General features: G+C 64.6%; 17 protein-coding genes. 8 read left to right on the plus strand and 9 right to left on the minus strand.

Annotated elements, in window-relative coordinates; genetic code table 11:
• Positions 1–50: 50 nt before the first annotated feature.
• Together U0023_RS08715 and U0023_RS08720 are read left to right on the plus strand one after the other, a co-directional pair.
• Entirely contained in the window at positions 51–548 is a 498-nt protein-coding gene (locus tag U0023_RS08715; protein WP_009490766.1) for an MmcB family DNA repair protein, read from the plus strand.
• A gap of 95 nt (positions 549–643) precedes the next feature.
• Positions 644–1,201, plus strand: a complete 558-nt coding sequence (locus U0023_RS08720) for a DUF6790 family protein (protein WP_009490767.1) — start codon at positions 644–646, stop codon at positions 1,199–1,201.
• Between the two features lie 3 nt (positions 1,202–1,204).
• On the opposite strand, the gene U0023_RS08725 is transcribed toward U0023_RS08720, so the two are convergent.
• Positions 1,205–1,762, minus strand: coding sequence for an ActR/PrrA/RegA family redox response regulator transcription factor (locus U0023_RS08725; protein WP_009490768.1), 558 nt, complete (start codon positions 1,760–1,762; stop codon positions 1,205–1,207).
• A gap of 81 nt (positions 1,763–1,843) precedes the next feature.
• A complete protein-coding gene (locus U0023_RS08730; protein WP_052600502.1) occupies positions 1,844–3,199 on the minus strand; it encodes an ActS/PrrB/RegB family redox-sensitive histidine kinase in 1,356 nt (451 codons plus the stop codon).
• 231 nt (positions 3,200–3,430) lie between these two features.
• On the opposite strand from U0023_RS08730, the gene U0023_RS08735 reads away from it, so the two are divergent.
• Both U0023_RS08735 and U0023_RS08740 read left to right on the plus strand, forming a co-directional pair.
• Entirely contained in the window at positions 3,431–4,693 is a 1,263-nt protein-coding gene (locus U0023_RS08735; protein WP_009490770.1) for a polyhydroxyalkanoate depolymerase, read from the plus strand.
• Positions 4,694–4,769: 76 nt separating this feature from the next.
• Positions 4,770–5,513: a M48 family metallopeptidase gene (locus tag U0023_RS08740; protein ID WP_009490771.1), complete on the plus strand. Its 744-nt coding sequence runs from the start codon at positions 4,770–4,772 to the stop codon at positions 5,511–5,513.
• A 15-nt stretch (positions 5,514–5,528) separates the two neighbouring features.
• Here U0023_RS08740 and U0023_RS08745 read toward each other — a convergent pair whose 3' ends face one another.
• Positions 5,529–7,085, minus strand: a complete 1,557-nt coding sequence (locus U0023_RS08745; protein WP_009490772.1) for a DUF4153 domain-containing protein — start codon at positions 7,083–7,085, stop codon at positions 5,529–5,531.
• Positions 7,086–7,411: 326 nt separating this feature from the next.
• On the opposite strand from U0023_RS08745, the gene U0023_RS08750 reads away from it, so the two are divergent.
• Positions 7,412–9,097: a methyl-accepting chemotaxis protein gene (locus U0023_RS08750; RefSeq protein WP_009490773.1), complete on the plus strand. Its 1,686-nt coding sequence runs from the start codon at positions 7,412–7,414 to the stop codon at positions 9,095–9,097.
• Between the two features lie 126 nt (positions 9,098–9,223).
• On the opposite strand, the gene U0023_RS08755 is transcribed toward U0023_RS08750, so the two are convergent.
• The gene (locus U0023_RS08755; RefSeq protein WP_009490774.1) at positions 9,224–13,807 is read right to left on the minus strand and encodes a calcium-binding protein; all 4,584 of its coding nucleotides are present in this window, start codon (positions 13,805–13,807) and stop codon (positions 9,224–9,226) included.
• A 419-nt stretch (positions 13,808–14,226) separates the two neighbouring features.
• On the opposite strand from U0023_RS08755, the gene U0023_RS08760 reads away from it, so the two are divergent.
• On the plus strand, positions 14,227–15,426 hold the full coding sequence (locus tag U0023_RS08760; RefSeq protein ID WP_009490775.1) for a multidrug effflux MFS transporter: 1,200 nt from the start codon (positions 14,227–14,229) through the stop codon (positions 15,424–15,426).
• Here U0023_RS08760 and U0023_RS08765 read toward each other — a convergent pair.
• The 4 genes from U0023_RS08765 to U0023_RS08780 all read right to left on the minus strand — a co-directional run bounded on the left by U0023_RS08765 (position 15,411) and on the right by U0023_RS08780 (position 21,141).
• Positions 15,411–15,761 (minus strand): DUF1330 domain-containing protein, encoded by a 351-nt coding sequence (locus U0023_RS08765; protein WP_009490776.1) that lies wholly within the window; start codon positions 15,759–15,761, stop codon positions 15,411–15,413. The genes U0023_RS08760 and U0023_RS08765 overlap by 16 nt on opposite strands.
• 154 nt (positions 15,762–15,915) lie before the next feature.
• Positions 15,916–18,048 carry a transglycosylase domain-containing protein gene (locus U0023_RS08770; RefSeq protein ID WP_040638246.1) on the minus strand — a complete coding sequence of 711 codons (2,133 nt, stop codon included), beginning with the start codon at positions 18,046–18,048 and terminating at the stop codon, positions 15,916–15,918.
• Positions 18,049–18,311: 263 nt separating this feature from the next.
• Complete coding sequence (locus U0023_RS08775; protein WP_009490778.1) at positions 18,312–19,754, minus strand: UdgX family uracil-DNA binding protein; 1,443 nt, start codon at positions 19,752–19,754, stop codon at positions 18,312–18,314.
• Between the two features lie 172 nt (positions 19,755–19,926).
• Positions 19,927–21,141, minus strand: coding sequence for a putative DNA modification/repair radical SAM protein (locus tag U0023_RS08780; RefSeq protein WP_009490779.1), 1,215 nt, complete (start codon positions 21,139–21,141; stop codon positions 19,927–19,929).
• Between the two features lie 264 nt (positions 21,142–21,405).
• Between U0023_RS08780 and U0023_RS08785 the strand changes: the two genes are divergently transcribed.
• Positions 21,406–21,780 (plus strand): ComEA family DNA-binding protein, encoded by a 375-nt coding sequence (locus tag U0023_RS08785; RefSeq protein WP_009490780.1) that lies wholly within the window; start codon positions 21,406–21,408, stop codon positions 21,778–21,780.
• 56 nt (positions 21,781–21,836) lie between these two features.
• Here U0023_RS08785 and U0023_RS08790 read toward each other — a convergent pair whose 3' ends face one another.
• Entirely contained in the window at positions 21,837–22,415 is a 579-nt protein-coding gene (locus U0023_RS08790; RefSeq protein ID WP_009490781.1) for a PRC-barrel domain-containing protein, read from the minus strand.
• A gap of 203 nt (positions 22,416–22,618) precedes the next feature.
• Between U0023_RS08790 and U0023_RS08795 the strand changes: the two genes are divergently transcribed.
• Positions 22,619–23,164, plus strand: coding sequence for a TRAP transporter small permease (locus U0023_RS08795; RefSeq protein WP_009490782.1), 546 nt, complete (start codon positions 22,619–22,621; stop codon positions 23,162–23,164).
• Positions 23,165–23,166 lie beyond the last annotated feature (2 nt).

Genomic DNA, 23,166 nt, shown 5'->3' on the forward strand with positions numbered 1-23,166 from the left:
GCGACAATGGAGCCGTTGCGGCCTGCCGGCGAGGGCGTACCTTAGGCGCCATGTCCGATTCGCCTGCCCTTCTGTCCCGCCCCATCGTCCTGCCCGTCGACGGCCGTCAGTCGCCCGTCGCCTCCGGCGTTCAGCGCGGCGTGCGCCGCCTGTTCTCGCAGCTCGGCCACGTGACCCTGCCGGAATTCACCCTCGCCAACGGAAGGCGCGCCGATCTCATCGCGCTCGCGCCCGACGGCGCGCTGACGATCATCGAGATCAAGTCGAGCGTGGCGGATTTCCGGGCCGACCGGAAATGGCCCGATTACGAGGATTTCTGCGACCGGTTCTATTTCGCCGTGCCGGAGACGGTCCCCTTCGACATCCTCCCCGAGGATCGCGGCCTGATCGTCGCCGACAGCTTCGGGGCGGCGATCATGCGGGAGGCGGCGCACCATCCGCTTGCCGGCGCGCGCCGCAAGGCCGTGACCCTGCGCTTCGCCCATTCGGCCGCTTCCCTGCTGCACGCCCTCGCCGACCCGGACCGGATCGCCGACGGGCGGCTCTGAGGCTCGAGGCCCGCCATGACAATGGGGGATTTACGTCGGAGCATGCTTGGCCATAATCCGCGTCACGCGCAGGCGGCGAGGATTGCGGGACAATCATGGAACAGGCGATCAGGTTTCTGCTCAGCAATTTCACGCTGACGCTTTTCGTCGTCGGGCTCATCGCCTCGCTCATCGCCCTGCTGCGGCGCCCGCGCCCCTGGAGCCGCGCGACGGTCGCCGAGGCCCTGCTGTCCTGGTTCCTGTTCTTTTCGCTCGGCGTGAGCTTCCTCTACAATTTCGTCATGCACGTCTTCTTCTCCGAGACGGCTGCCGCGTTCATCGGCTGGCAGACCAGCCCGTTCCAGAAGGAGGTCGGCTTTGCCAGCCTCGGGTTCGCCGTGGTGAGTTTCATGGCGTTCAAAGGCGGCCGCGGGATGCGTCTCGCCGCCCTCGTGGGCCCGGCCTGCTTCCTCTGGGGAGCCGCCGCCGGTCACGTGCAGCAGATGATAGCGGCGCACAACTTCGCGCCCGGCAATGCAGGCGTGATCTTCTACACGGACATCCTGCTGCCGCTGTTCGGACTTGGCCTGCTCTGGATGCGAGGACGGAGCGAGACGATCGGGGAGACGGGCCTGCGGACCAAAGCTTCTCCGCTCTGGCCTTCAAGGCATTGAGGGTCAGCGCGGCGCGCGCTTGGCGAGGATCCGCTGGAGGGTCCGGCGGTGCATGTTGAGGCGCCGGGCCGTTTCCGAGACGTTGCGGCCGCAGAGCTCGTAGACGCGCTGGATGTGCTCCCAGCGCACCCGGTCGGCCGACATGGGGTTCTCCGGCGGCAGGGCGCGCTCGCCGGGCTGCGCCATGAGGGCGGCATGAATCTCGTCCGCATCCGCAGGCTTCGCCAGGTAATCGAAAGCCCCCATCTTCACCGCCGTCACGGCGGTGGCGATGTTGCCGTAACCGGTGAGGATGACCCCGCGGGCATCGGGGCGGCGGCTCTTCAGGCGCTCGATCACGTCGAGCCCGTTGCCGTCGCCGAGACGCATGTCGATCACCGCGAAGGCGGGCGGTTCGCTCTCGATGGCGGCCAGGCCGTCGGTTACGCTCTCGGCCACGCGCACCTGATAGCCGCGCCCTTCCATGGCGCGGGCGAGACGGGTCGAGAACGGCCGGTCGTCGTCGACGATCAAGAGGCTCTTGTCGGCGCGATCTTCGAACGCGGCAGGCGCATCGGCCATCGGAACATCTCCTTGCATCTTAAGGTCGAACTCCTCATGAGCGAGCCTTTCCGGCTCTTCTCTCATATGGGAATTCTTCCCCTAACCTTTGAGAGACGGCGGAGAGTCTCCCTGCGGCGAAATTGCCGCACCTCGTTCAAACGCATGACGGGGCCAAACGATCCGTGCGATGGCCCCTGAGGCTGGCGGAGCGGCGTTCGTCAGGTTCAATTCGGCACCCGACCGTTCGATCAGGGTCTTGGCGATGAACAATCCCAAACCCAGTCCTCCGCCTTCCTCGCTGTCCTCCGTCCGTTCGGCGGCGCTGCGGGTGGTCACATAGGGCTCGCCCACCCTGAGCAGAATATCGGGCGCGTAACCTGGGCCGTCATCCCGGATCTCGATGAAAACCTCGTGAGGGGACCAGCAGGCCTCGATCAGGACCCGGCTTTCGGCGAAGTCCGTGGCGTTGTCGAGGATGTTCGACAGGCCGTAGACGACGCCCGGATTGCGCCGCCCCATGGGCTCGGGGCCCTCGCCCCTCGTCTCCACCTTCACGTCGAAGCCCACGGCGCGCTGCGGCTCGATGATCTCCTCCACCAGATGGCTGAGCGAGATGGTTTCGAGAAATTCCGCCTCCTCCTCCTGGCCCATGGAGGTGAGTTTGGTCAGGATCGTGCGGCAGCGCTCCACCTGCTCCTGCAGGAGCTTCAGATCCTCTCCCACGGGCCCGTCCTTGGGCATGGTATGGCTCAGCTCCTTCGTCACCAGGGCGATGGTGGCGAGCGGCGTGCCGAGCTCATGAGCTGCTGCTGCGGCCAGGCCGTCGAGCTGGGACAGGTGCTGCTCCCGGGCGAGGACCAGCTCGGTGGCCGCGAGCGCCTGGGCGAGCTGCCGTGCCTCCTCGGCGACCCGCCAGGCATAGATGCCGGTAAAGGCCGTGCCGAGCGCGACCGCCGTCCAGATTCCGGTCACGTAGAGGAAGGGGAGAGACAGATCCTGTCCGGGAAACCACGGCAGCGGCCGGTGGGTGAGCACCAGGAGCGTCGCGCAGCCGATGGCCAGGAGGCCTAAGCCCAGGGTCCGCTCGGGGGTCAGGGCCGTGGCCGAGATCAGAACGGGCGCCAGGAACAGCATGGCGAAGGGATTCTCCAGCCCTCCCGTCAGGTAGAGAAGTCCGGTCAGCTGCAGGATGTCGAAGGCGAGCAGCGCCGTGGCGATGTTGTCGCTGAGCCGGTGGCTCGCCGGGTACTGGATGCGCAGGAGCAGGTTGACCCAGACCGAGGCGCCGATGACCAGGAAGCAGAAGGCGAAGGGCAGGGGAAAGCCCAGGCCGAATCGCACCCCCGCGACCGCCGTCGCCTGACCGGCGATGGCGAGCCAGCGCAGGCGGACGAGCGTGTCGAGGCGCAGGTGCCGCGCGTGGTGGGTCAGGCTCTTCTGGTCGATCTTGGACATCACCGAACAGAATAGGGCCGTGCCGGTGTTCGCCAAGAACACGATTCCGGCCTATTTTCCTACATTGTGCTTAGGCTCTTCCCCGAAACCAAAGTATGTAGTTCGTTTTCGCTGTGGAACAGATAGTCTGTTGCAATAATCTCAAGGAACTTTAATCTTAAAATTACGGTTGAGGATAAAGCCTACCGCATGATGCGAGAAACAGGCGCCCGGCCTTTTTTGGGGACAGTGATGAACTTTTCTTATGTTTGGTACGATACAGCGCATTGGCTTTTGAGTCCCGCTCGTGCCGCGTCCGATTTCACGAAGCATTTCTTCGACAATCCCGACAACCCCCTGACCAACACCCCCTATGGCCGGACCGTCTCGGCGGCCTGCGAGTTGTTCGAGCGCACCACGCGGCGCTACGGAAAGCCCGCCTTCAACCTGCCGACCACCGTGATCGGCAACGAGGAGGTGGCGGTCACCGAGCGAATCGTCTGGGAGCATCCCTTCTGCCGTGTCATCTCCTTCGAGCGCGACCATGCCGGCGCCAAGGCGCAGCCGAAGCTCCTGATCGTCGCGCCCATGTCGGGCCATTACGCCACGCTTCTGCGCGGCACGGTGGAGACGTTCCTGCCGACTCACCAGGTGATGATCACCGATTGGACCGATGCCCGCATGGTGCCCCTGGCGGAGGGCGCCTTCGACCTCGACGACTATATCGATTACCTCAAGGACATCTTCCGCGCCCTGGGCCCGGACCTGAGCGTCATGGCCGTGTGCCAGCCGGCGGTTCCCGTGATCGCCGCCATCGCCCGGCTCGAGGCCGAGAACGACCCGCTCATCCCCCGCTCCATGATCCTGATGGGCGGCCCCATCGACACCCGCCGTTCCCCCACCGCCGTGAACCGGCTGGCGGAGGAGCGCGGCATCGAGTGGTTCCGGCAGCACTGCATCACCAAGGTGCCCCCGTCCCATCCGGGCTTCTGGCGCGACGTCTATCCGGGCTTCCTGCAACTCTCCGGCTTCATGGCCATGAACATCGACCGGCACCTGACCGCCCATTACGAGATGTTCAACCATCTCGTGGACGGGGACGGTGATTCGGCCGAGAAGCACCGGGAGTTCTATGACGAGTACCTCGCGGTCATGGATCTGACCGCCGAGTTCTACCTGCAGACGGTCGAGAAGGTCTTCGTCAACCATGAGCTGCCCAAGGGCGAGATGATGCACCGGGACGAGCCGGTGGATCTCATGGCCATCCGGCGCTGTGCCATCATGGCGGTCGAAGGCGAGCGGGACGATATCTCGGGCGTGGGCCAGACCCTGGCTGCCCTGGAGTTGACCCCCAACCTGTCCTCCGACAAGAAGCTCTATCATCTGCAGGCCGGGGTCGGTCACTATGGCGTCTTCAACGGTTCTCGTTTCAGGGCTCAGATCGCTCCTCGAATCGTTGAATTCATTGAGAATCACAACCGGGAACCGGCCCGGAAAGCCGCGTCAAGAGCCTGATTCTGTTCTTGATGCGTTCTTAGGAGCGGCAAACGGCTGCGCTGACAGAATCGACCTGTCAGGGCAGATTGCGGACATGAAATCCGCCCTGTTTCGCCGCGTTCCTGCGGACCCGCCTCACCTCAAAGTCTTCCACGAGGGCCAAACCTTCAAGGTAGCCCTCAAACGCCGGCCGACCGCCAAGCGAATCACGCTGCGCGTCTCGAACGCGACCGGCGAGGTCGTGCTCAGCATCCCCGAGCGCACGGATGTGGGCCTCGCCCAGAAATTCGCCGACAGCCACGGCCAATGGATCGCCACCCGCCTCGCCAAGGTGCCGGAGCGGGTGCCGTTCGAGCCGGGCGCCCTCGTGCCCTTTCGCGGCGTGCCGCACCGGATCGTCCATTGGTCGTCCATCCGGGGCGTGACGCAGGCCACCAAGGGCGGCGCGGGTGAGCCGATCATCGCCGTATCCGGCGAGGCGTCGCACGTGGCCCGGCGGGTGCGGGACTTCCTCGAGGCCGAGGCGAAAAAGGATTTCGCCGCCGCCGTGAAGAAGCATACGGCCCAGCTCGGGCAGCCGGCCAAGCGCATCACCGTGCGCGACACCAAGAGCCGCTGGGGCTCCTGCTCGGCCAATGGGGCGCTCAGCTTCTCCTGGCGGCTCATCATGGCGCCGCCCTTCGTGCTCGATTATCTTGCGGCCCACGAGGTGGCTCACCTGCGCGAACTGAACCATTCCAACCGCTTCTGGAAGCTTACCTACCAGCTCTGCCCCCGCACCGACGAGGCGGAAGCCTGGCTCAAGACCTATGGCAGCGCCCTGCACCGGATCGGGTGAGGGCGGTCGCCGGACTCAGTGAAGGATGATCTTTCCGAGAACGTGTTTGAACGAGCTGCCGTTCGGGCCGGTTTCTCCCGAGATGTTTCTCACGATGAATGTTCCCCGGCGGCCATCACTGCTCTCGATTGCGGGATAGGGGTCATCTTGCGGAGGACGACGTCCGGTATCCGACAGATATCTGGCCAGCAGTGGCGAAAGATCAAAGCGGGAGGTGCCGTCTTCCCCGCTGACCTCCACGAAATTGTCCTTGAACAGGATCGTGTATGGGCTGGACGCCAGGTAGCGGGTCTCTGCGTCGCCGTTGTGGTAAAGGTAGACGTCATCGATCAAGGTGGCCGAGCCGAAGCGGATCGCCTTTCTTTCCGAGAAGTTGACGTAATTGTTCTCCGGCTTAAAAACTTTGGTTCCCTTGAGATGTGTCTCCTCTGACGGAACGCTCGCTTCAGCGCGGGACGATTGACTATAGACGGTCACCCTCTCGGCACTCAGCGGCCCAACCGCCGCGACGAGTGCCAGAACGCCACCCGTGAGCGGCACGAGGCGAATGTCGAGGGGCCGCCGAACGAGAACGGATGCCACCAGGAATATGGCGCCGACGATCACCAGAATCAGCCAGTAGCGCTCCTCCGTAAGCCCATAGGCGTGAACCCGGATGGCGGTCGCGAGCGTCAACAGGATGAGCGGGATCAACGTGCTCGCAAGCCACGAGCGGTGAAACAGACGCCGCAGGCGGGCAAACGGCGCCGTGGGCCCGGAGGCGAGAAGATAGGTTCCATAACCAAGCGCTAAGGAGATCGGCACGATCATGCCGATCTGGCCTTTCGGAAACTCGCCAGCGACTGCAATGCGGATGGCATAGAGATGAATGATGGCGCCGAAAATCAGCGTGAGAGGAATGAGCAGCGTGTCGGTCAAAACAGAGATGGCGCGCAGCAGGATGTTGTCGTGAGTTTCCTTGATCCCTTCGACCACGATGGGGGCCACGAGGGTCAACCAGAGCAGAGGAAAGGCGAAGAAGGCGACTAGCGTCCCCAGTGTTATGACAAGCTTGTCGCTATTCCATCCGAGCAATGAATTGATAGCGAAGAACACGATTGCGCCGCCTCCAAGAACGATGCCCAGCGCGATGAGACAGGCGGCAAGACTTAAGGCGAGATGAGCATTTGCAAGCCAAAAGCCGTTCGCGCCGCGCCGCGTTGCCATGCCGGCGGCCACCGACAGGAAGCACACGAAAGCAACAAGCAGGGGAGGGACGGTGTAGTCTCCGAACTTCACCCAGAAGAGGAGCGAGACGCCGATCAGAAAACCTGTTGCCTCGGCCAGAATTCGGACTCGAAGTCTTCGTCCGGAGAAGGCAAAAGCCATGATGGTGGCCGGGAAGAACGCCAGGATCAGTGCCAAGATGACATTGCCCGGATTGTGAAAGTGGTTCTGCATCCGCGCGTCATCGAAGATCAGGAGCAGAATCCCGGCCGTCGCAAGGCCAGCGGCAAGGATGGCAAACGGGAAGCGGCGCAGCGCCAGACCGAGGTCAGGATGAAAGTGGCTGGTCTTGGTAGTTCGGGACATCGACCGACTCGCATGAAATAAAGTTTCGCTCTATGCGGCTTGCCTCCGTCTTCGGCAAGTCCGTCGTTCTCGAGAACCAACAAGCACGACAGTCTCGGCACGGTGGCAGGCATTCATTTTCATCCGACCATAAAGAGCATCCACGCATTCGGACGTGCCTCGGTCGAGAATGTCGCTGAGCCCGACTTCCCTTGTTCCCATTGGGGAATTTATCGGTTTTTTAACCGTCGCCACGCAGATCTAACGTTAGGGCAATAGGCCTGACATCTGCCGATCCGGTTCTCCAGAGCCGGACGGGCAGGCAGGTCTGCAGGGGCACGATTCCAATGTCATTCAAGAATTTCTCGATTCCGCAGAAGGTGATTGCGGTTGTTTCTCTCATGGGGCTGGTGGCGGCCGTGATCGCCGTGGTGGGCTGGCACGAGACGTCCGCGCTCCGGGACGCGATGGAGACCGTCGGACGGCGCGAGGAAGCCGCGCGCGAGGCGATGGACCTGCGGGTCGACATCATCGCCATCAGCCGGATGACCTATCAGGTCGCGCAGCAGCCGAACAAGGCGTCCGATTTCAGCACGGAGGCCGACCGCCGCACGAAGGAGATGCTCGAACGCTTCCGGATCCTCGAAGGGGTCGCGGATGCGCAGGAGAAGACCCTGCTCGACCAGATGCGGGCGGCCCTGAACGCCTATTTCGACGTCATCCGCTCCATGATCAAGGTGGCAGCCTCCGACAAGGGGAGCGATCAGGCGCTCATGAACGCCGAGGTCGAAAAGGGATTGGCCGCACAGCGCAATGTCACGGACACCGTGAAGGCCTACAGCGCCTATACGGCCAAGAAGCTCGCCGCGATGCGCTCGGCCTCCGAGGAAGGGGCGAATGCGGCCATCAGGCTCCAGATCGGCGTAGCGGCCATTGGCATCCTCCTCGGGCTTCTGATCAGCCTCATGATGACGCGGTTCAGCATCGTATCGCCCCTGCGCAACCTGACCTCGGTCATGCGCCGCCTGGCGCATGACGATCTCGCGGTCGAACTCCCCTCCGGCAACCGCAGCCGCGACATCGGCCAGATGATCGAGGCCGTGCAGGTCTTCAAGGACCGCATGGTCCGCAACAAGGCCCTCGAATTCGAGGCGGTTCAGGCCCACGAGGCCTCCGAGGTCCAGCGCAAGCAGATGATGATCGAGCTGGCCGAGACCTTCGACGGGGCCATCGGCGAGATCATCCTGTCCGTCTCGACGGCCGCCGGCCGCATGCAGGCCACGGCCGAGCAGCTGACGAGCTCGGCCCAGGCGACCTCCTCGCGGTCCACGGCCGTCGCGGCGGCGGCCGAGCAGACCTCGGCCAACGTGCTCGCCATGTCGAGCGCCACCGAAGAGCTCGGCGCCTCCGTGAGCGAGATCAGCCGTCAGGTCGAGCAATCCGCCGTCATGTCCCGCGAAGCCGTGCAGGCCGCGACCCTGACGACCGAGATCGTCTCGCAGCTGAGCACCGCCGCCGACCGTGTCGGCGCGGTCATCGACATGATCTCGGCCATTGCCGGCCAGACCAACCTGCTGGCGCTGAATGCCACCATCGAGGCGGCCCGCGCCGGCGAGGCGGGACGAGGCTTCGCCGTGGTCGCCACCGAGGTTAAGTCGCTCGCCGACCAGACCTCCAAGGCCACCGCCGACATCTCGAGCCAGATCGCCGCGATCCAGGCCTCGACCTCCCAGGCCGTGGAGGCGATCAACGGCATCACCCAGCGCATCCAGGCGATGAGCGACGTATCGAGCAGCATCGCCATGGCGGTGGATCAGCAGGGGGCGGCCACGCAGGAGATCGTGTCCTCGGTGAACCAGGCATCCGCCGGCACGGGGGAAGTGACGGCCAACATCAACAAGGTGGCCCAGGTGGCCGAGGAGACGGAAGTGGCGGCCCACCAGGTGCTGACGTCGTCCTCGGCTCTCGTGAACCAGGCCGAGCACCTGCGCAACCAGGTCAACAACTTCCTGACGACCGTACGGGCGGCTTGAGGCCTGTCGCATCGTGCCGACCGAGGGCCCGCGCGAGCGGCAAACCGTCTCGAGGCAACCGCATCGGCCGTGAACGAGAAGGCGGCTCTTCCCTGAAGAGCCGCCTTCTCGTTGGTCCATCGCACGTCAGATGATGAAGAAGCTGGCGTATGTCAGGGCCGGCTTCACGCCGTTCTCGTTGAGGATGGCGAACAGGATCGGTGCGACATCCTTCTTGGAGCCGCTCGCACCGTCCACGTCGAAGAAGAGACGCCCGGTCGCCTGATCGTAGATGATCCGGTCGTCCTGGTCGTGGGCTTCGGTCCCGAGCGCGAAGGCGTTCGCGGTGAGCTGACCGAGACCCAGGCCGATGAAGATCTTCTGCGAGAGCCAGATGCGATCCCCCTCGGCGAGGCTGAAGTCCAGGACCGAGTCGGCCGCCGTCTTCATCACGGCCGTGTCGAAGACGAACGTATCCGCTCCCGCGCCGCCGATGAGCTGATCGCGCCCTTCGCCGCCATGCAGCGTATCGTTGCCGCCGGCACCGTTGAGCGTGTCGTTTCCGGAGCCGCCGCGGATCACGTTGTCCCCGCTGTTGCCGACCACATTCTCACGGCGCTCGTCCTCGACGGTGATCGTGAAGGTCTTGTTGACGGTCTCCAATCCGTCGCTCACGGCGATCGTGACGGCGAACTGGGAATGCTGCTCGAAGTCGATCTTCGTCGCATCCTTGACCCGCAGCTGATTGCCCACGAGTTCCACGCCGCCGCCCGCATCGTCCAGCAGGGTGTAGGACAGGGCCGTTCCATTCGGATCGCTGGCCGAGACCAGGCCGATGACATACCCTTCGGCGACGTTCTCCTGAACGACGGACTTGGAGAGCTGAAGGTTCGCCGGCGCCTTGTTGATGTCGGCTACGGCGATGGACACGGTGCCGGAGGTCTGGCCGCCATGCCCGTCATCGGCGATCACGCCATAGGTGAAGGTGGTGTTCTGCGCGACCTGGATGAGCTTCGGATCGCGAAGCACGACCAGGTTGTTGACGATCTCGAACCGCCCGTCCGCGCTGATCCGGCCATCGGAGCCGGCCAGGGCCTGACTGAACGTATAGGTGACGGCATCGCCGTTCGCATCGCTGGCCGAAAGGGTGCCGACCTGGCTTCCGGCTGCCGCCATGTCGCTGATCGAGCCGCCCGTCATCTCGGGTGCGGTCGGGGCGATGTTCGACGCGACGGAGGCGACCGAGATGTTGCCGTTCGCCTGGCCCGCGACCCCTTTTTCGTCGACGATGGAGATCGTGAAGTTCGTCGTCTGGACGGAGCCGGCCGGCGCGACGCGGTTCTCGGGATCGAACTGGAGCGCCTGGATGGCGGCCTGGACCTGGGCGACCGTTCCGGTGACCGTGTAGGTGCCCGCGACCCGGTTGTAGGTGCCGATGCCCAGATTGGTGAACTCGCCCTCGGAGGCCGTGTCCATGGTGATGGTCACGGTCACCGTCGCGCTGTCGTCGGAGATCGTCACGGCTGAGAACGGCGATGCCACATCGGCATCCGTGATGTTCACCGCCACGGGAGCGTCAGCCCCTCCGATGACAGGCGCCGCGTTCGGGAGCATGCCGTGAACCGATTCCACGCGGATGTTGTTGTCAATGGCCTGGAGGCCGGACGCATCGTAGAGCCTGATTGTGAAGGAGCTGGTCTCGACGCTGCCGTTCTCGGCATCGGGGCGTGATCTCGGATTGTACTCCAGCGCCCTCAGGGCCGCCTGGACGTCCTGCACCTTCCCCGAGATGGTGTAGTAGTAATAACCGTTCTGGGGATCGGGATTATACATGATGGTGCCGCCCTTGCCGGGGACGAGAACACCCTTGGCGGGATCGTCGAGATACACCCTCAGCTGCACGAAGGAACTGGTCCCGGTCGCTTCCGGATCGTCGAGCGCCACGCTCGCGAAGGGAGTGGCGAGGGCATCGTCCTCGTCGTCTGCGATCCTCACCGTCACCGGCTGGGCCTGGATGATCGGGGCCCTGTTCGGCATGGCCGGGTTCAGGGTGAAGTTCGCGTTGGTCGTGGTGAGGGAGCCGTCCGTCACGGTGACGGTGAACTTCACCGTGGCGGTCTGCAGGGCGTTGAACTGCAGGGCACGGATCGCCGTCTGAACCTGTGCCGCCGTTCCGGTGACCGTATAGGTCCCGGCCACCGCATCGTAGGAGCCGCTGCCGAGATTCACGAACGTTCCGCGATGCGGCAAGTCCATGGCGACCGTCGCGGTCACGCTCGGGCTGCTGTCCGAGACCGTCAGCTTGGTGAAGGCCGCGATCGGGCTCGTGACGCCATAGGAGATGCTGTCCGATCCCGAGACGACGGGCGCCGAATTGGCCGGGGCGGTGCCATGGACGGCATTGACCTGGATCGTGCTGATCGGCCCGCTCGACGCGCCGGCGGCATCGCTCACCGTGATGGTGAACTTCGTGGTTTCGATGCCGTTTACCGCACGATCCGTCGGGTTGAACTTGATCGTCCGCACGATCGACTGAATGCTCGAAGCCGATGCGGTGACCGTGTAGACGCCGGTCGTTGCGTTGTAGGTCCCGCTCGTGCCGGTCAGCGTCCCTTTGCCGGGCGAATCCAGCGCGATCGTCACCGTGATCATATCGCCCTGGTTCGCCTCGAGGATCGCCACGCCCGCGAACGGCGCCACAAGGTTCACGTTGTCGGTATCCGACATCGAGTAGGCGGCCGTCGGAGCCACCAGGATCGGGGCGCGGTTCTGCGTCACCACGTCGACCGAGATGTTGCTGTTCGGCACGGACGCGATGCCGTGATCGTCCACCACGGTAATCGTGAAGGTGTCGCTCGTCACCGTTCCGACCGCGAAGGCGGAGCTTGGCGAATCGTTCGGATCGAACTGCAGTCCCCGCAGGGCGGCCTGCACGGTGGCGATGTCGCCGCTCACCGTGTAGGTGCCGGCGAGCCGGTCATAGGCGCCGGGCCCCAGATTGGTGAAGGTGCCGAGGGCGTATCCTGGAAGCTGGTTCATCTTCACCGTGACGGTGACCCAGGACCCGTTGTCGTCGATGGTCAGATTCGCGAAGGGATTGACGATGCCCGTATCCGCCACCGTCACCCGGGTCGGGCCCGATGCGCCGAGAACCGCCGGAGCGCGGTTGCTGTAGTCGATGCTGCCCTCGCCGACGAGGATCACGTTCTCGATGTTGGCGAGCTTGAGATGATCGAAGCCGCCGACCGAGATGTAGACGGTGTCGTTGCCCCCGTCGGCCAGCTCCGAGACGGAGTCTCCGAGATTGTCCACATAGTAGATGTCGTTGCCGGCGCCGCCCACCATGCTGTCGGCGCCGTTTCCGCCGTCCAGCGTGTCGTCGCCGTTTCCGCCATCCAGCGTGTCCCGGCCGCTGCCGCCGAGAAGGCGGTCGTGACCGTCTCCGCCCTTCAGAAGATCGTTGTTGATGCCACCGTCCAGGGTGTCGTTGCCGGTGCCGCCATCGAGCGTGTCGTTGCCCGCGTCTCCAGTGAGCACATCGTCGCCGCCGGCGCCGCCGAGGCTGTCGTTTCCGCCGAGGCCGTACAGGTGGTTGTTCAGGTTATTGCCCGTGACGGCGTCATTGTATTGGGTCGCAACGAGATCGAGGGCCGAAGAGAAGATCCGATCCTCTCCGAACTTCGGGAAGCTCGAGCCCGGTACGTTGTCGAACTTGGAAACATAACCCTGGGCCAGGTCCGCCGAGATCGCGCCGGCGATGTTGTTGCCCTGGGCGTTGAGCAGGACCAACTGGTCGTAGCGGAGGGTCGTGGCTCCGTTGGCGTAGATGAGATCGCTGCCCGCCGATCCATAGACCACGTCGGCGCCCGATCCCACATACAGCTCATCATTGCCGCTGCTGCCGTAAAGCGTATCGTTGCCTGCGGCGCCGTCGAGCGTCGCCGCTACATTCCCGGCCCTGAGAACGTCGCCGCTGTTGCTGCCGATGACATGGGTGATGGATTGAAGGGTATCGGTGCCTTGCCCGGTGGCGGTTCCCGTCGCCAGATCGACCCGCACGGCGGCGTTGCCCTGGAAATACGCGATTCCGCCGATCAGGAGGTCGTCACCGGCGCCGCCGATGAGGTAATCCTTGTCCCATTCATTGCTTCCGGCGCCCATAAGGGTGTCGTTTCCGGCGCCGCCATAGAGCGTGAACTGGTCCGGAGTATCGGACGCATTGATGATGTCGTTGCCCTGGGAGCCGATAAACGTCTCGACGTTGACGTAGCTGTCGATGCCTCCCCAGGTGTCCTTGCCGGTCATGGACGCATAGGTCCGGCCGTTATAGGTCCAGCTGGCGCCCGTGAGATTGATCACGACGCCCGTGCCGCCCGTTTCCGTCTCATAGGAGACCGCGTCGTAGCCCTCGCCGCCGTCGAGCGTATCGTTGCCGCGCCATCCGATCAGGAGATCGTTGTCGTCATCGCCATAAAGCTTGTCGTTGCCGGTGCCTCCCCGCAACGTGTCATTCCCGAAGTCACCGTAGATCGTGTAGGCCGTGGTGCTGCTGTGGCTGCCGAGATCGTTGTTGCCGTAATCGCCGGTGATCACGGACGGATTGCCTGCGGCGGCGATGGCGAACGATCCGGTCTTCTGCGTGGATGCTTCTTCGTCATTCTCCGGGAGCTGGGTGACATCGCTCAGGATCGTGTCCATCGCGTTGATGGTCGGGTCGGCAGGCTCATTCATCGGACGCACCTCATCCATAGGCCCGGCAAAGTGGCCTTTCGTCCGATGGATCATATGTAAACGATCGTCAGGGAGCCGCTCTCTGAATCAGCAGGGCCGGCGAGGAGGACTCACAACTTCAAATGTTATTACGTTAAAAACATTTGGAATCAACGTGTTAGAACCGCACGGCGAAGCCGCAAAGAGACTTTGCGGAAATGCACTTAGTTAAAAGATATTTAATAACAACAACTTGCGCTTGAACTTGCCGACGGTCTTCCACAATGCCCGATGGGCCTGCTACCTGCAGGTGCGCTTGTGGGAATGGATCGGCGCGAGCCTCGCGGCAGTGAGCGAAGACGCGCCGGATGCCCAAAACAGATGACAGCCTCACCGTTTCGGCTTAACCGGACGTGCCCGTCATCGTTGAAATCCGCTCCATGCTCAAACCCGACACGCTGGCCCTCACCATCGTCCTGGCGCTGCTGACCGCGCTCGGGCCGCTCTCGACGGACATGTACCTGCCCTCGCTGCCGGCGATCGCCACGGGGCTCGAGGCCAGCACCGGACAGACGCAGCTGACCCTGTCGGCCTTTCTTCTCGGCTTCGCCGCCGGGCAGTTCTTCTACGGGCCCGTCTCCGACCGGATCGGGCGCAAGCCCGTGCTGCTCTTCGGGCTCGGGCTCTTCACGGTAGCCAGCCTGATCTGCGCGCTCTCGCCCAACATCGAAACGCTGATCGGCGCCCGCTTCCTGCAGGCGCTCGGCGCCTCGGGCCCCATCGTGCTCGGACGCGCCATCGTGCGCGATTTCTACGAGGGTCCGCGCGCCGGCCGCGAATTGTCGCGCATGGGCACGATCATGGGCGTCGTGCCGGCCGCGGCCCCCGTGCTCGGCGGCGTGATCGAGCGCTTCAGCGGATGGCGCGTCACTTTCGGCGTCATGATCCTGTTCGGCATCGCGCTCGCCGCCACGATCCTGTGGCGCATGCCGGAGAGCATCCGCCGGAAATCGGACGTGCCGATCTCGTTCCCGTCGATCCTGCGTGGTTTCCGGCTTCTTCTCGGCCATGCCGGCTACCGGACCTATGTGGGCCTGTCCATGCTCACCTATGGCGGCCTCTTCGCCTTCATTTCCGGCTCGTCCTTCGTGCTGCAGAAGATCTACCGCCTGGACGAGCTGTCCTTCGCCTTCTCCTTCACCTTCGTGGTGGTGGGCTTCATGACCGGTACCACGCTGGCGCAGCGCCTCGTTGGCCGCTACGGGCTCGACGGCACGATCAGGATCGGCGTGACCTGCCTCGCTCTCGGCGGCGTCACCATGCTGGCTCTGGTGCTCGCGGGTGTTCCGTCGTCCTTGAGCATCAGCGCCCCCATGGCGCTCTACGGCGTAGGCGTCGGCCTCACCATGCCGCAATCCATGGCCTCGGCCCTGATGCCGTTTCCGGACCGCGCCGGCGCGGCCTCGTCCTTGCTCGGCATCTGCCAGATGACCTTCGCGGCCATCGTGGGCATCCTGCTGGGGCGCAACCTCGACGCCTCGGCGGTTCCGCTGCCCGCCACCATCGCCATGACGGGCGTGCTGGCGCTCGCCCTGTTCCTGGCGACGGGACGGGCGCGGGGCGATCAGCCCAAGGGCTGATCCGCCACGGGGAGCTTGGCCACGACGTCGGCCGCCCGATGGTCGGCGGAAACCCCGTCGATGAAGAAGACGTCGCCGCGCGAGTTCTCGGTCCGCAGCGGCAGGATGCGCCGGTAGGTAGGCGAGTCGTACCAGGCGCGGGCCCGGTCCCTGTCCGGAAACGCGATCACGATCAGGTCCCCCGACCAGGACCCTTCCATCACCGTCACCGGCCCGCCGTGAATGATGAAGCGCCCGTCGAACGGCGCGAGGGTTTCGTCGATGCGGCACAGGTATTCGACGATGTCGGGACCGACATTGACGTCGTGCAGATGACCGACGGCATAGGTTGTCATGGCAGGCTCCTTCCTAAGTGGTGAAGCGAGCATGCCAGGGGCAGGGAAGGCTGGCGATTACGTGGCAGGTAATGGCTCAAGCATTCTCGAACGCTTCCCCGTCACTCCGAGGACACCCCGGAATGACGATGCGTCGAACGAAGGAGTCCGGGCCTCAAAGCCCGAACAGCTTCTCGAAGAAGTTCTTCTCGCGGCTGGCGCGGCGCTGCGGGGCGGGCTGGGGCATGATCCAGGCATTGTCGCCGGCGCCCGCCGTGGCATAGCGCGGATCCTGACCGGCGCCGGCTACCGGCACTTCGTTCCGGAAGCGCTCGCTGCCCGGCAGCGGCACGGGCTGCTGGTCCTTCAGGGCGACCTTCATGAAGTTGTGCCAGACCTCGCTCGGAAGATTGCCGCCGCTGACCCGCTTGGTGAGCGTGCCGTCGTCGTTCCCGAGCCAGACGCCCGCCACGAGGCTGCCGGTGAAACCCACGAACCAGGCATCCTTGTAATCGTCGGTCGTCCCGGTCTTGCCGGCCATGAGCCAGCCGGGAACCTGCGCCGAGCGGGCCGTGCCGACGACGAAGGTGTTGTGCATCATGTCGTTCATCATGGCGACCACGTTGGGATCGATGACGCGACCCAAGCCTCCCGAAGTCGGGCGCTTGTAGATCAGCTTGCCGTCCGTGGTCTTCACCTGGGCAATCACGTAAGGCACGACGCCCATGCCGCCATTGGCGAAAGACGCGTAGGCACTCACCAGTTCGAGCGGGGTAACCTCCGAGGTGCCGAGCGCGAGCGAGCCGTTGGCCTGGAGCGGCGAGGCAATGCCGAGGCGCTGCGCCGTCTGCACCACGTTCTTCGGCCCGACCTCCATGTTGAGCTTGACCGCGATGGTGTTGAGCGAGAGCGCCAGGGCGTCGCGCATCGCGATCGGCCCGCGATACTTGCGGTCGTAGTTCTTCGGGGCCCAGCCGCCGAAATTGACCGGCCCGTCCTCGAGGACCATGTCGGGTGTGTAACCCCGCTCCACGGCCGTGAGATAGACGAACGGCTTGAAGGACGAACCGGGCTGGCGGCGGGCGGTCGTGGCCCGGTTGAACTGGCTCGTCTCGTAATTGCGGCCGCCCACCAGCGCCCGGACGGCGCCGTCCGGCTGCAGGGCCACGAAGGCGCCCTGGCTCACGTTGAACTTCTGGCCCTTGGCGTTGAGCTCCTCCACGAGGACGCGCTCGGCGGTCGCCTGCATGGTGGGCTCGATGGTGGTCGAGACCACGATGTCGGATTCCACGTTGCCGACGAAATCGTCGAGCACGTCCATCACGTAATCGGCGGCGTAATTGGCCGAGCCGGCGCCGTTCGGGCGCACGGGTTCGGCGGGTGCGCCGAGGGCGGTCTTGGTCATGCCCGGCGTGATGAAGCCGAGCTCGTTCATGGCCGCGATCACGAGTTCCGCGCGGGCCTGTGCGCGTTCGGGGTTGCGGTTGGGCGCAAGGCGGGAGGGCGACTGGACGAGGCCCGCCAGCACGGCGGCTTCCGAGAGCGAGATGTTGCGGGCGGACTTGCCATAATAGCGCTGGGAGGCGGCCTCGACGCCATAGGCGCCCGCGCCGAAATAGACCCGGTTGAGATAAAGCTCGAGGATCTGGTCCTTGGAGTAGTTGCGCTCGAGCCAGAGCGCCAGGATCGCCTCCTGGATCTTGCGCGAGGCGGTGCGCTCCTGGGTCAGGAAGAGGTTCTTGGCGAGCTGCTGGGTCAGGGTCGAGCCGCCCTGGAGGCCGCCCTTATGGGCCAGGTTGCGGTAGATCGCGCGGGCAATGCCGACGGGATCGATGCCGAAATGGTCGTAGAAGCGCCGGTCCTCGATCGCCACGAAGGCCTTGGGCAGGTAGGGCGGAAGCTCCTTGAGCGAGACCGTGCGTCCGCCGGTTTCGCCGCGATTGGCCAGGAGCGAGCCGTCGCTCGCCATGATGGCGATGTTCGGCGGGCGCTTGGGCACCGTGAGCTGGTCGATGGGCGGCAGCTGCGAGGCGTAATAGGCCACCACGCCGCCGATCCCGATGACGCCCCAGAGGCAGAGCACGAGACCGGCATAGACGAGCTTGCTGAAGAAGGAACGGCCGCCCTTGCGCTTGGATTTCTTGAGCTTGGCCGGACGGCGCGGTCCGCCCCCGCCGTTTGAAGAAGCCCGCCTGCGCGCCATGATTCCCCCTGCCCGATCCTCGGGCGAGAGGCGAAAGTCCAGCTCCCCCGCTTCCCCAGCGGTCGCATCGAAGACCGGCTCGCGCCGGTCGCGTCCGTTCGCCACCTCTTAAACCCCGCATCGATCCAGAGCCTCGGACCCAAAAGTGGATTTGCACTTTTGGGATCCATCCGATGCTCCCGCCATTGATGAGCACATCGTTGGGCGCGGAAAACCGGATCCACTTTTCCGCACGATGCGCTAGCCGGTATATCGTCCGGCCTTTCATGCTCTGGAGCACCCTAAATGTGGCGGTTTAAGGGGCGGTTAACGAGGATTAACGTCTCATCGGGCGGATCTGCCGGGGCGTGGTTTTCTTGCCACGAACCCTATTCCGCAGCGAGAGGCAGCTCCCCGGTCTCCAGGTCGGCCTTCGCGAGATCGTGAATGCGGCGCAGGTCGTTCAGGAACGCCTCGTAGGCCTCCCGCCTGGTCGCCTCGTCGGGCAGGCGCAGCAGATAGGACGGGTGCACGGTGACGTAGCCTTCGTAGGGCCCGAACCGGGCCCTCCCGCGCGAACGGGTGATCGGCGTCGCTTTGCCCGTCAGCGCCAGAAGCGCCGTCGCTCCGAGCGCCACGACGAGCTTGGGCTTCACCAGTTCGAGCTCCTTCATCAGCCAGGGCCGGTAATGCTTCACCTCGCCGGCCGTGGGCTTGGAATGGATGCGCCGGTGCCCGCGCTGCTCGAACTTGAAATGCTTCACCGCATTGGTGAGATAGGCATGCTCGCGGTCGATGCCGGCTTCCTTCATGGCCTTGGTCAGGAGCTTGCCGGCGGGGCCCACGAAGGGGCGGCCCTGCAGGTCCTCCTGGTCGCCCGGCTGCTCGCCGACGAACACGAGCTCGGCATGGGCCGGGCCTTCGCCGAACACCGCCTGGGTCGCGCCGGGCACGAGGGGGCCGGCCTTGGCGATGATGGCGTTGAGGTCTTCCAGGGTCTTCGGCTCCTGATCCCACATGGCCTCAAGAGCACGCTCGGGGGTGCGTTTGGCGGGCATCGTCGCCTCCTGTTCGATCATCCGTTCAACGCGCCGGGAGGCGGTTTGGATCAGGCCGGGAATCGCCGCGGTCTCGGGCATGTTGCGCCAGTACTTCTTCGGCATTTCGGCCCGCATGGCGGTGGGGTTGACCCGGGCAGGGTTGAACACGCTCTCGTAATAGCCGCGCCATCCTTCCTCGAAACTGTCCCCGGAGGGGGCATCGTCGCGCTGCCCCGGCGGGCCGAAGGTCAGGGCCCGGCGGTCCCAGCGCGCCGAGCCGATGGGCGTGAGGATCGTCCAGTCCATGGAGCGGAAGCGGTCGACGAAGAAGGGGGCCGCCGCCTCCAGGATGAAATGCTCGGGCTCGAACCAGGCGGCGAAGCGCTCGAGGTCCTCGCCCGGCATCCGCCGGAAGCGCACGAAGGCATGCATCTTGTGCAGGTCGCGGCGGACGGACCGTGCCATCAGGTCGATGCGGTGCACGAGCGGGTCGGTCGCGACATCGAGCAGATCCCGCTCGCCGTTCAGCACCCGCCAGACGAGCTGGTAGAGCAAGGCGTAGCGTTCAGGGTCGCTGTGGCAGACCACGTGCTCGATCAGCCGCGCCACGCCCTTCGGGATCGTGACCGGAGGCGCATCGCCGATGGATTCCTCCCCGAACAGGCCGGGCGCGTCGTCGATCACGAAGACCACGTGCTGCGGCGCCAGTTCCTCGGCGATCAGGCGCCGCACCGACTGGCGGAAGGTGTGGAGATCCGCGCCGGCTCTGAGGGTGATGCGGTGGAGGGTCATGGGTTTCCTCTTGTCATCCTGGAGGGGCACGTCTTCTGTCGTCATCGCCGGCCTTGTGCAGGTGATCCCGATTTATGAGGCGCCGCGCTTCTCCTGATCGGGATGGCCGGGAGTGCCGGTCTCACGATCTCGGTCTTGCTGCGCAGTCCCGGGATGACAGTCGCAGGTCGGCTCACCCGAACAGGCTCAGCTGTTCCGGCTTCTCGACCAGCCGCTCGCGCAGGCCGAGGGAATCGAGCTTCGCTTTCGGGTGGTGGTCGGCCGTGATGAGGAAGGGTCTGGCGCGCTTCAGCCCCGAGGTGAGGCGAGCCACGTCCTCCAGGCGCAGCGTCGTGTGCTTTCGCGCCACCACGATCTTGTCCACCGCCCGCGCGCCGAGGCCCGGGACGCGCAGCAGCATCTCGCGCTCGGCCCGGTTCACGTCGACGGGAAAGCGGTGGCGGTTCCTGAGCGCCCAGGCGAGCTTCGGGTCGATGTCGAGGTCGAGCATGCCCTTGTCGGTCCCGGTGGCGATCTCGTCCACGTCGAAGCCGTAATAGCGCAGCAGCCAATCGGCCTGGTACAGCCTGCTCTCGCGCATCAGCGGCGGCGACTTCAGGGGCAGGATGGCGCTGGAATCCGGAATCGGGCTGAAGGCGGAGTAATAGACGCGCTTCATGGCGTAGTGACCATAAAGCTTGGCCGAGGTGCGCAGCACGTCCGCGTCCGTGGTGTCGTCCGCGCCGACGATCATCTGGGTGGTCTGGCCGGCCGGCGAGAAATGGCGACGCTCCTCGCGGGCCTCCTCGATGCGTTCGAACATCTGCGCCATGGCGGTCTCGATGGAGGCGCCGTCCTTCTCCGGTGCCAGCCGCTCCAGGCTCTTCTCCGTCGGCAGTTCCAGATTGATCGACAGCCGGTCGGCCCACAGGCCCGCCTCCTCGATGAGCCAGGGACTCGCCTCGGGAATGGTCTTCAGGTGGATGTAGCCGCGAAAGCCGTGGTCGCGGCGCAGCTTCTTGGCCACCAGCAGCATCTGCTCCATGGTGTAGTCCGGCGAGCGGATGATGCCGGACGAGAGGAACAGCCCCTCGATGTAGTTGCGCTTGTAGAACTCGACCGTGAGCGTCACCACCTCGTCGACCGAGAACTTCGCCCGTTTCACGTTGGACGAGCGCCGGTTCACGCAATAGGCGCAGTCGAACAGGCAGTAATTGGTCAGCAGGATCTTCAACAGCGAGACGCAGCGCCCGTCGGGCGTGTAGGCATGACAGATGCCGCTGCCCTCCGTCGAGCCCAGGCCTCCCATGTCGGCCTTCCGCTTGGGGGCGCCGGAGGAGGAGCAGGAGGCATCGTATTTCGCCGCGTCCGCCAGGATGCGCAGCTTCTTGGCAAGCTTCTCGTCCATGGGTCTTCCGCAGAATTGTTCGTGTTTTGTTCTAGCATGGGGATGGGCCATTGGCGAGGCCCGGAACAGGGGCGGGAGGTCGCATCCGATCCCGATGCCGGAGGATATGGCAGGATAGTGGTGCGGGCGGGACGATCCCGTGCAGGACCTCCCTCGAAAGACCCGAAGAACAGGTCGCTCAAGTCTAACTGTGCTCTAATTCTCTCCTCTGATGATGCCGGGTGAAGGATTTCGGGAACAACCCGGCCGTCAAAGGAGGATACGATGCGCTTATCTCATCTCGGAGTCGTGCTCGCTCTCGGCTCCCTGCTCGCCTCGCCGGTTTTCGCACAAACCGCCGCTCCGGGCACCGCCACGCCCGGCGCCGCCGCGAAGCCGCCGATGACCAGCACGGCTCCTTCGACCGGGGCCGCCAAGCCGATGCCGAGCACGACATCGTCCACCAGCGCGCTCATCGACATCAACAGCGCGTCTAAGGACGAACTCGACAAGCTGCCCCAGATCGGCGCGGCCCGGGCGGATGCGATCATCAAGGGCCGCCCCTATCGGGCCAAGAACGAGCTCGTGGACAAGAAGATCATTCCGCAGAACGCCTACGATGCGATCAAGGATCGGATCATCGCCCATCAGAAATCCTGAGCCGCCAACAAAAAAGGGGCCCGACGGGCCCCTTTCTCCGATCCGCCCGAAGCGGTTTAGCGGCTGTACTTGAACTCCGGAGCAGCCTTCAGCTGATCCTTTGTCATGTCCAGCATGGCATGATCCGGAGCGGACCGGTTCATGTTGTTGTCGGCGGTCGTGGTGGTGGTCGACCCCGTCGTGGCCGGTGCACTCGAGGTGGTGCTCGTCGTGCCGGCCGTGCCGGCCGTGCCGGTCGTGGTGTTCGAAGCGGTCGCGTTCGAGCGCGGCTCGTTCACGAACTTGATCTGGTCGAAGGGAACGGCGACGTCATGCTGACCCATGCCGAGGAAACCGCCGACGCCGACCACCACGGCCTCAATCTTGCCGCTCTGGTCAACGAGCAGCTCGCTGATGTCGCCGATCTTCTCGTTGTTGTTGTTGTAAACGTTCAGGCCTTCGATCTTCGAGGCACGCCACTGGCCGGCCTTCTCCTGAGTCATCCAGTTGCCGCTGGACATGGATCCGCCCGACGTGCTGGACGACGAAGAAGCGTTCGGGCTGGTCGACGGGGTGGCGGGCTGGTTCTGGGCAAGGGCCGGGGCCGACAGAAGAGCCGTTCCGAGAAGCGCCATCATGAGATGCTTTGAAGCCATGTATTCCTCCTGAATATCGGTGACGCACTGTCACGTCTGATTTCACAACGGCGGAGGCGGAGATTGGTTCTGTCGAGAAGATGGGCAGTCTCTCATGTTTTGCGCAAAGCCTGCGCAGACGCACGGCAAGGAACCGCTTGCTCCAACGGAGAATGCTCCTAAACTCGGCCAAGCTTTCTCGCCGCGCATCCGAGACGGACCGCATGATCCGAACCTTCCTCGACGGCCTTTACCGCTTCGCCGGCTACCTTGCCGGTGTCTTCCTTCTCGCGATCTTTCTGCTGATGATGGGCCTGTCCCTGGGCCGGGGCCTCGGCGTCAACATCCCGGCCGGCGACGATCTCGCCTCCTGGTCCATGGCCGCGATGGCCTTTCTGGGGCTGGCCCATACCTTCCGGTCCGGCGAGATGATCCGGGTCGGCCTCCTGACGGACCGCCTGGAGGGCCGCACCCGCTGGTGGTTCGAAATGTTCGCCCTCGCGATCGGCCTCGGATTCGTGGGCTTCTTCGCCTGGCATGCGGTGCTCCTCACCTATGACAGCTGGCGCTTCAACGACATGGCCCAGGGCGTCCTGGCGATTCCGCTCTGGATCCCACAGATCGGCTATGCGACCGGACTCGTGATCCTCTTCACCGCCTTCGTCGACGAGTTCATCCATGTGCTGCGCGGCGGCGACCCGCGCTATGAAAAGCCGCCCGCCTCCACGGCCGAAGAGGTGGTGGAGCGCGCGATCCAGAGCGGAGTTTGAGG

Source organism: Microvirga lotononidis, from assembly GCF_034627025.1.
Lineage (GTDB): Bacteria > Pseudomonadota > Alphaproteobacteria > Rhizobiales > Beijerinckiaceae > Microvirga > Microvirga lotononidis.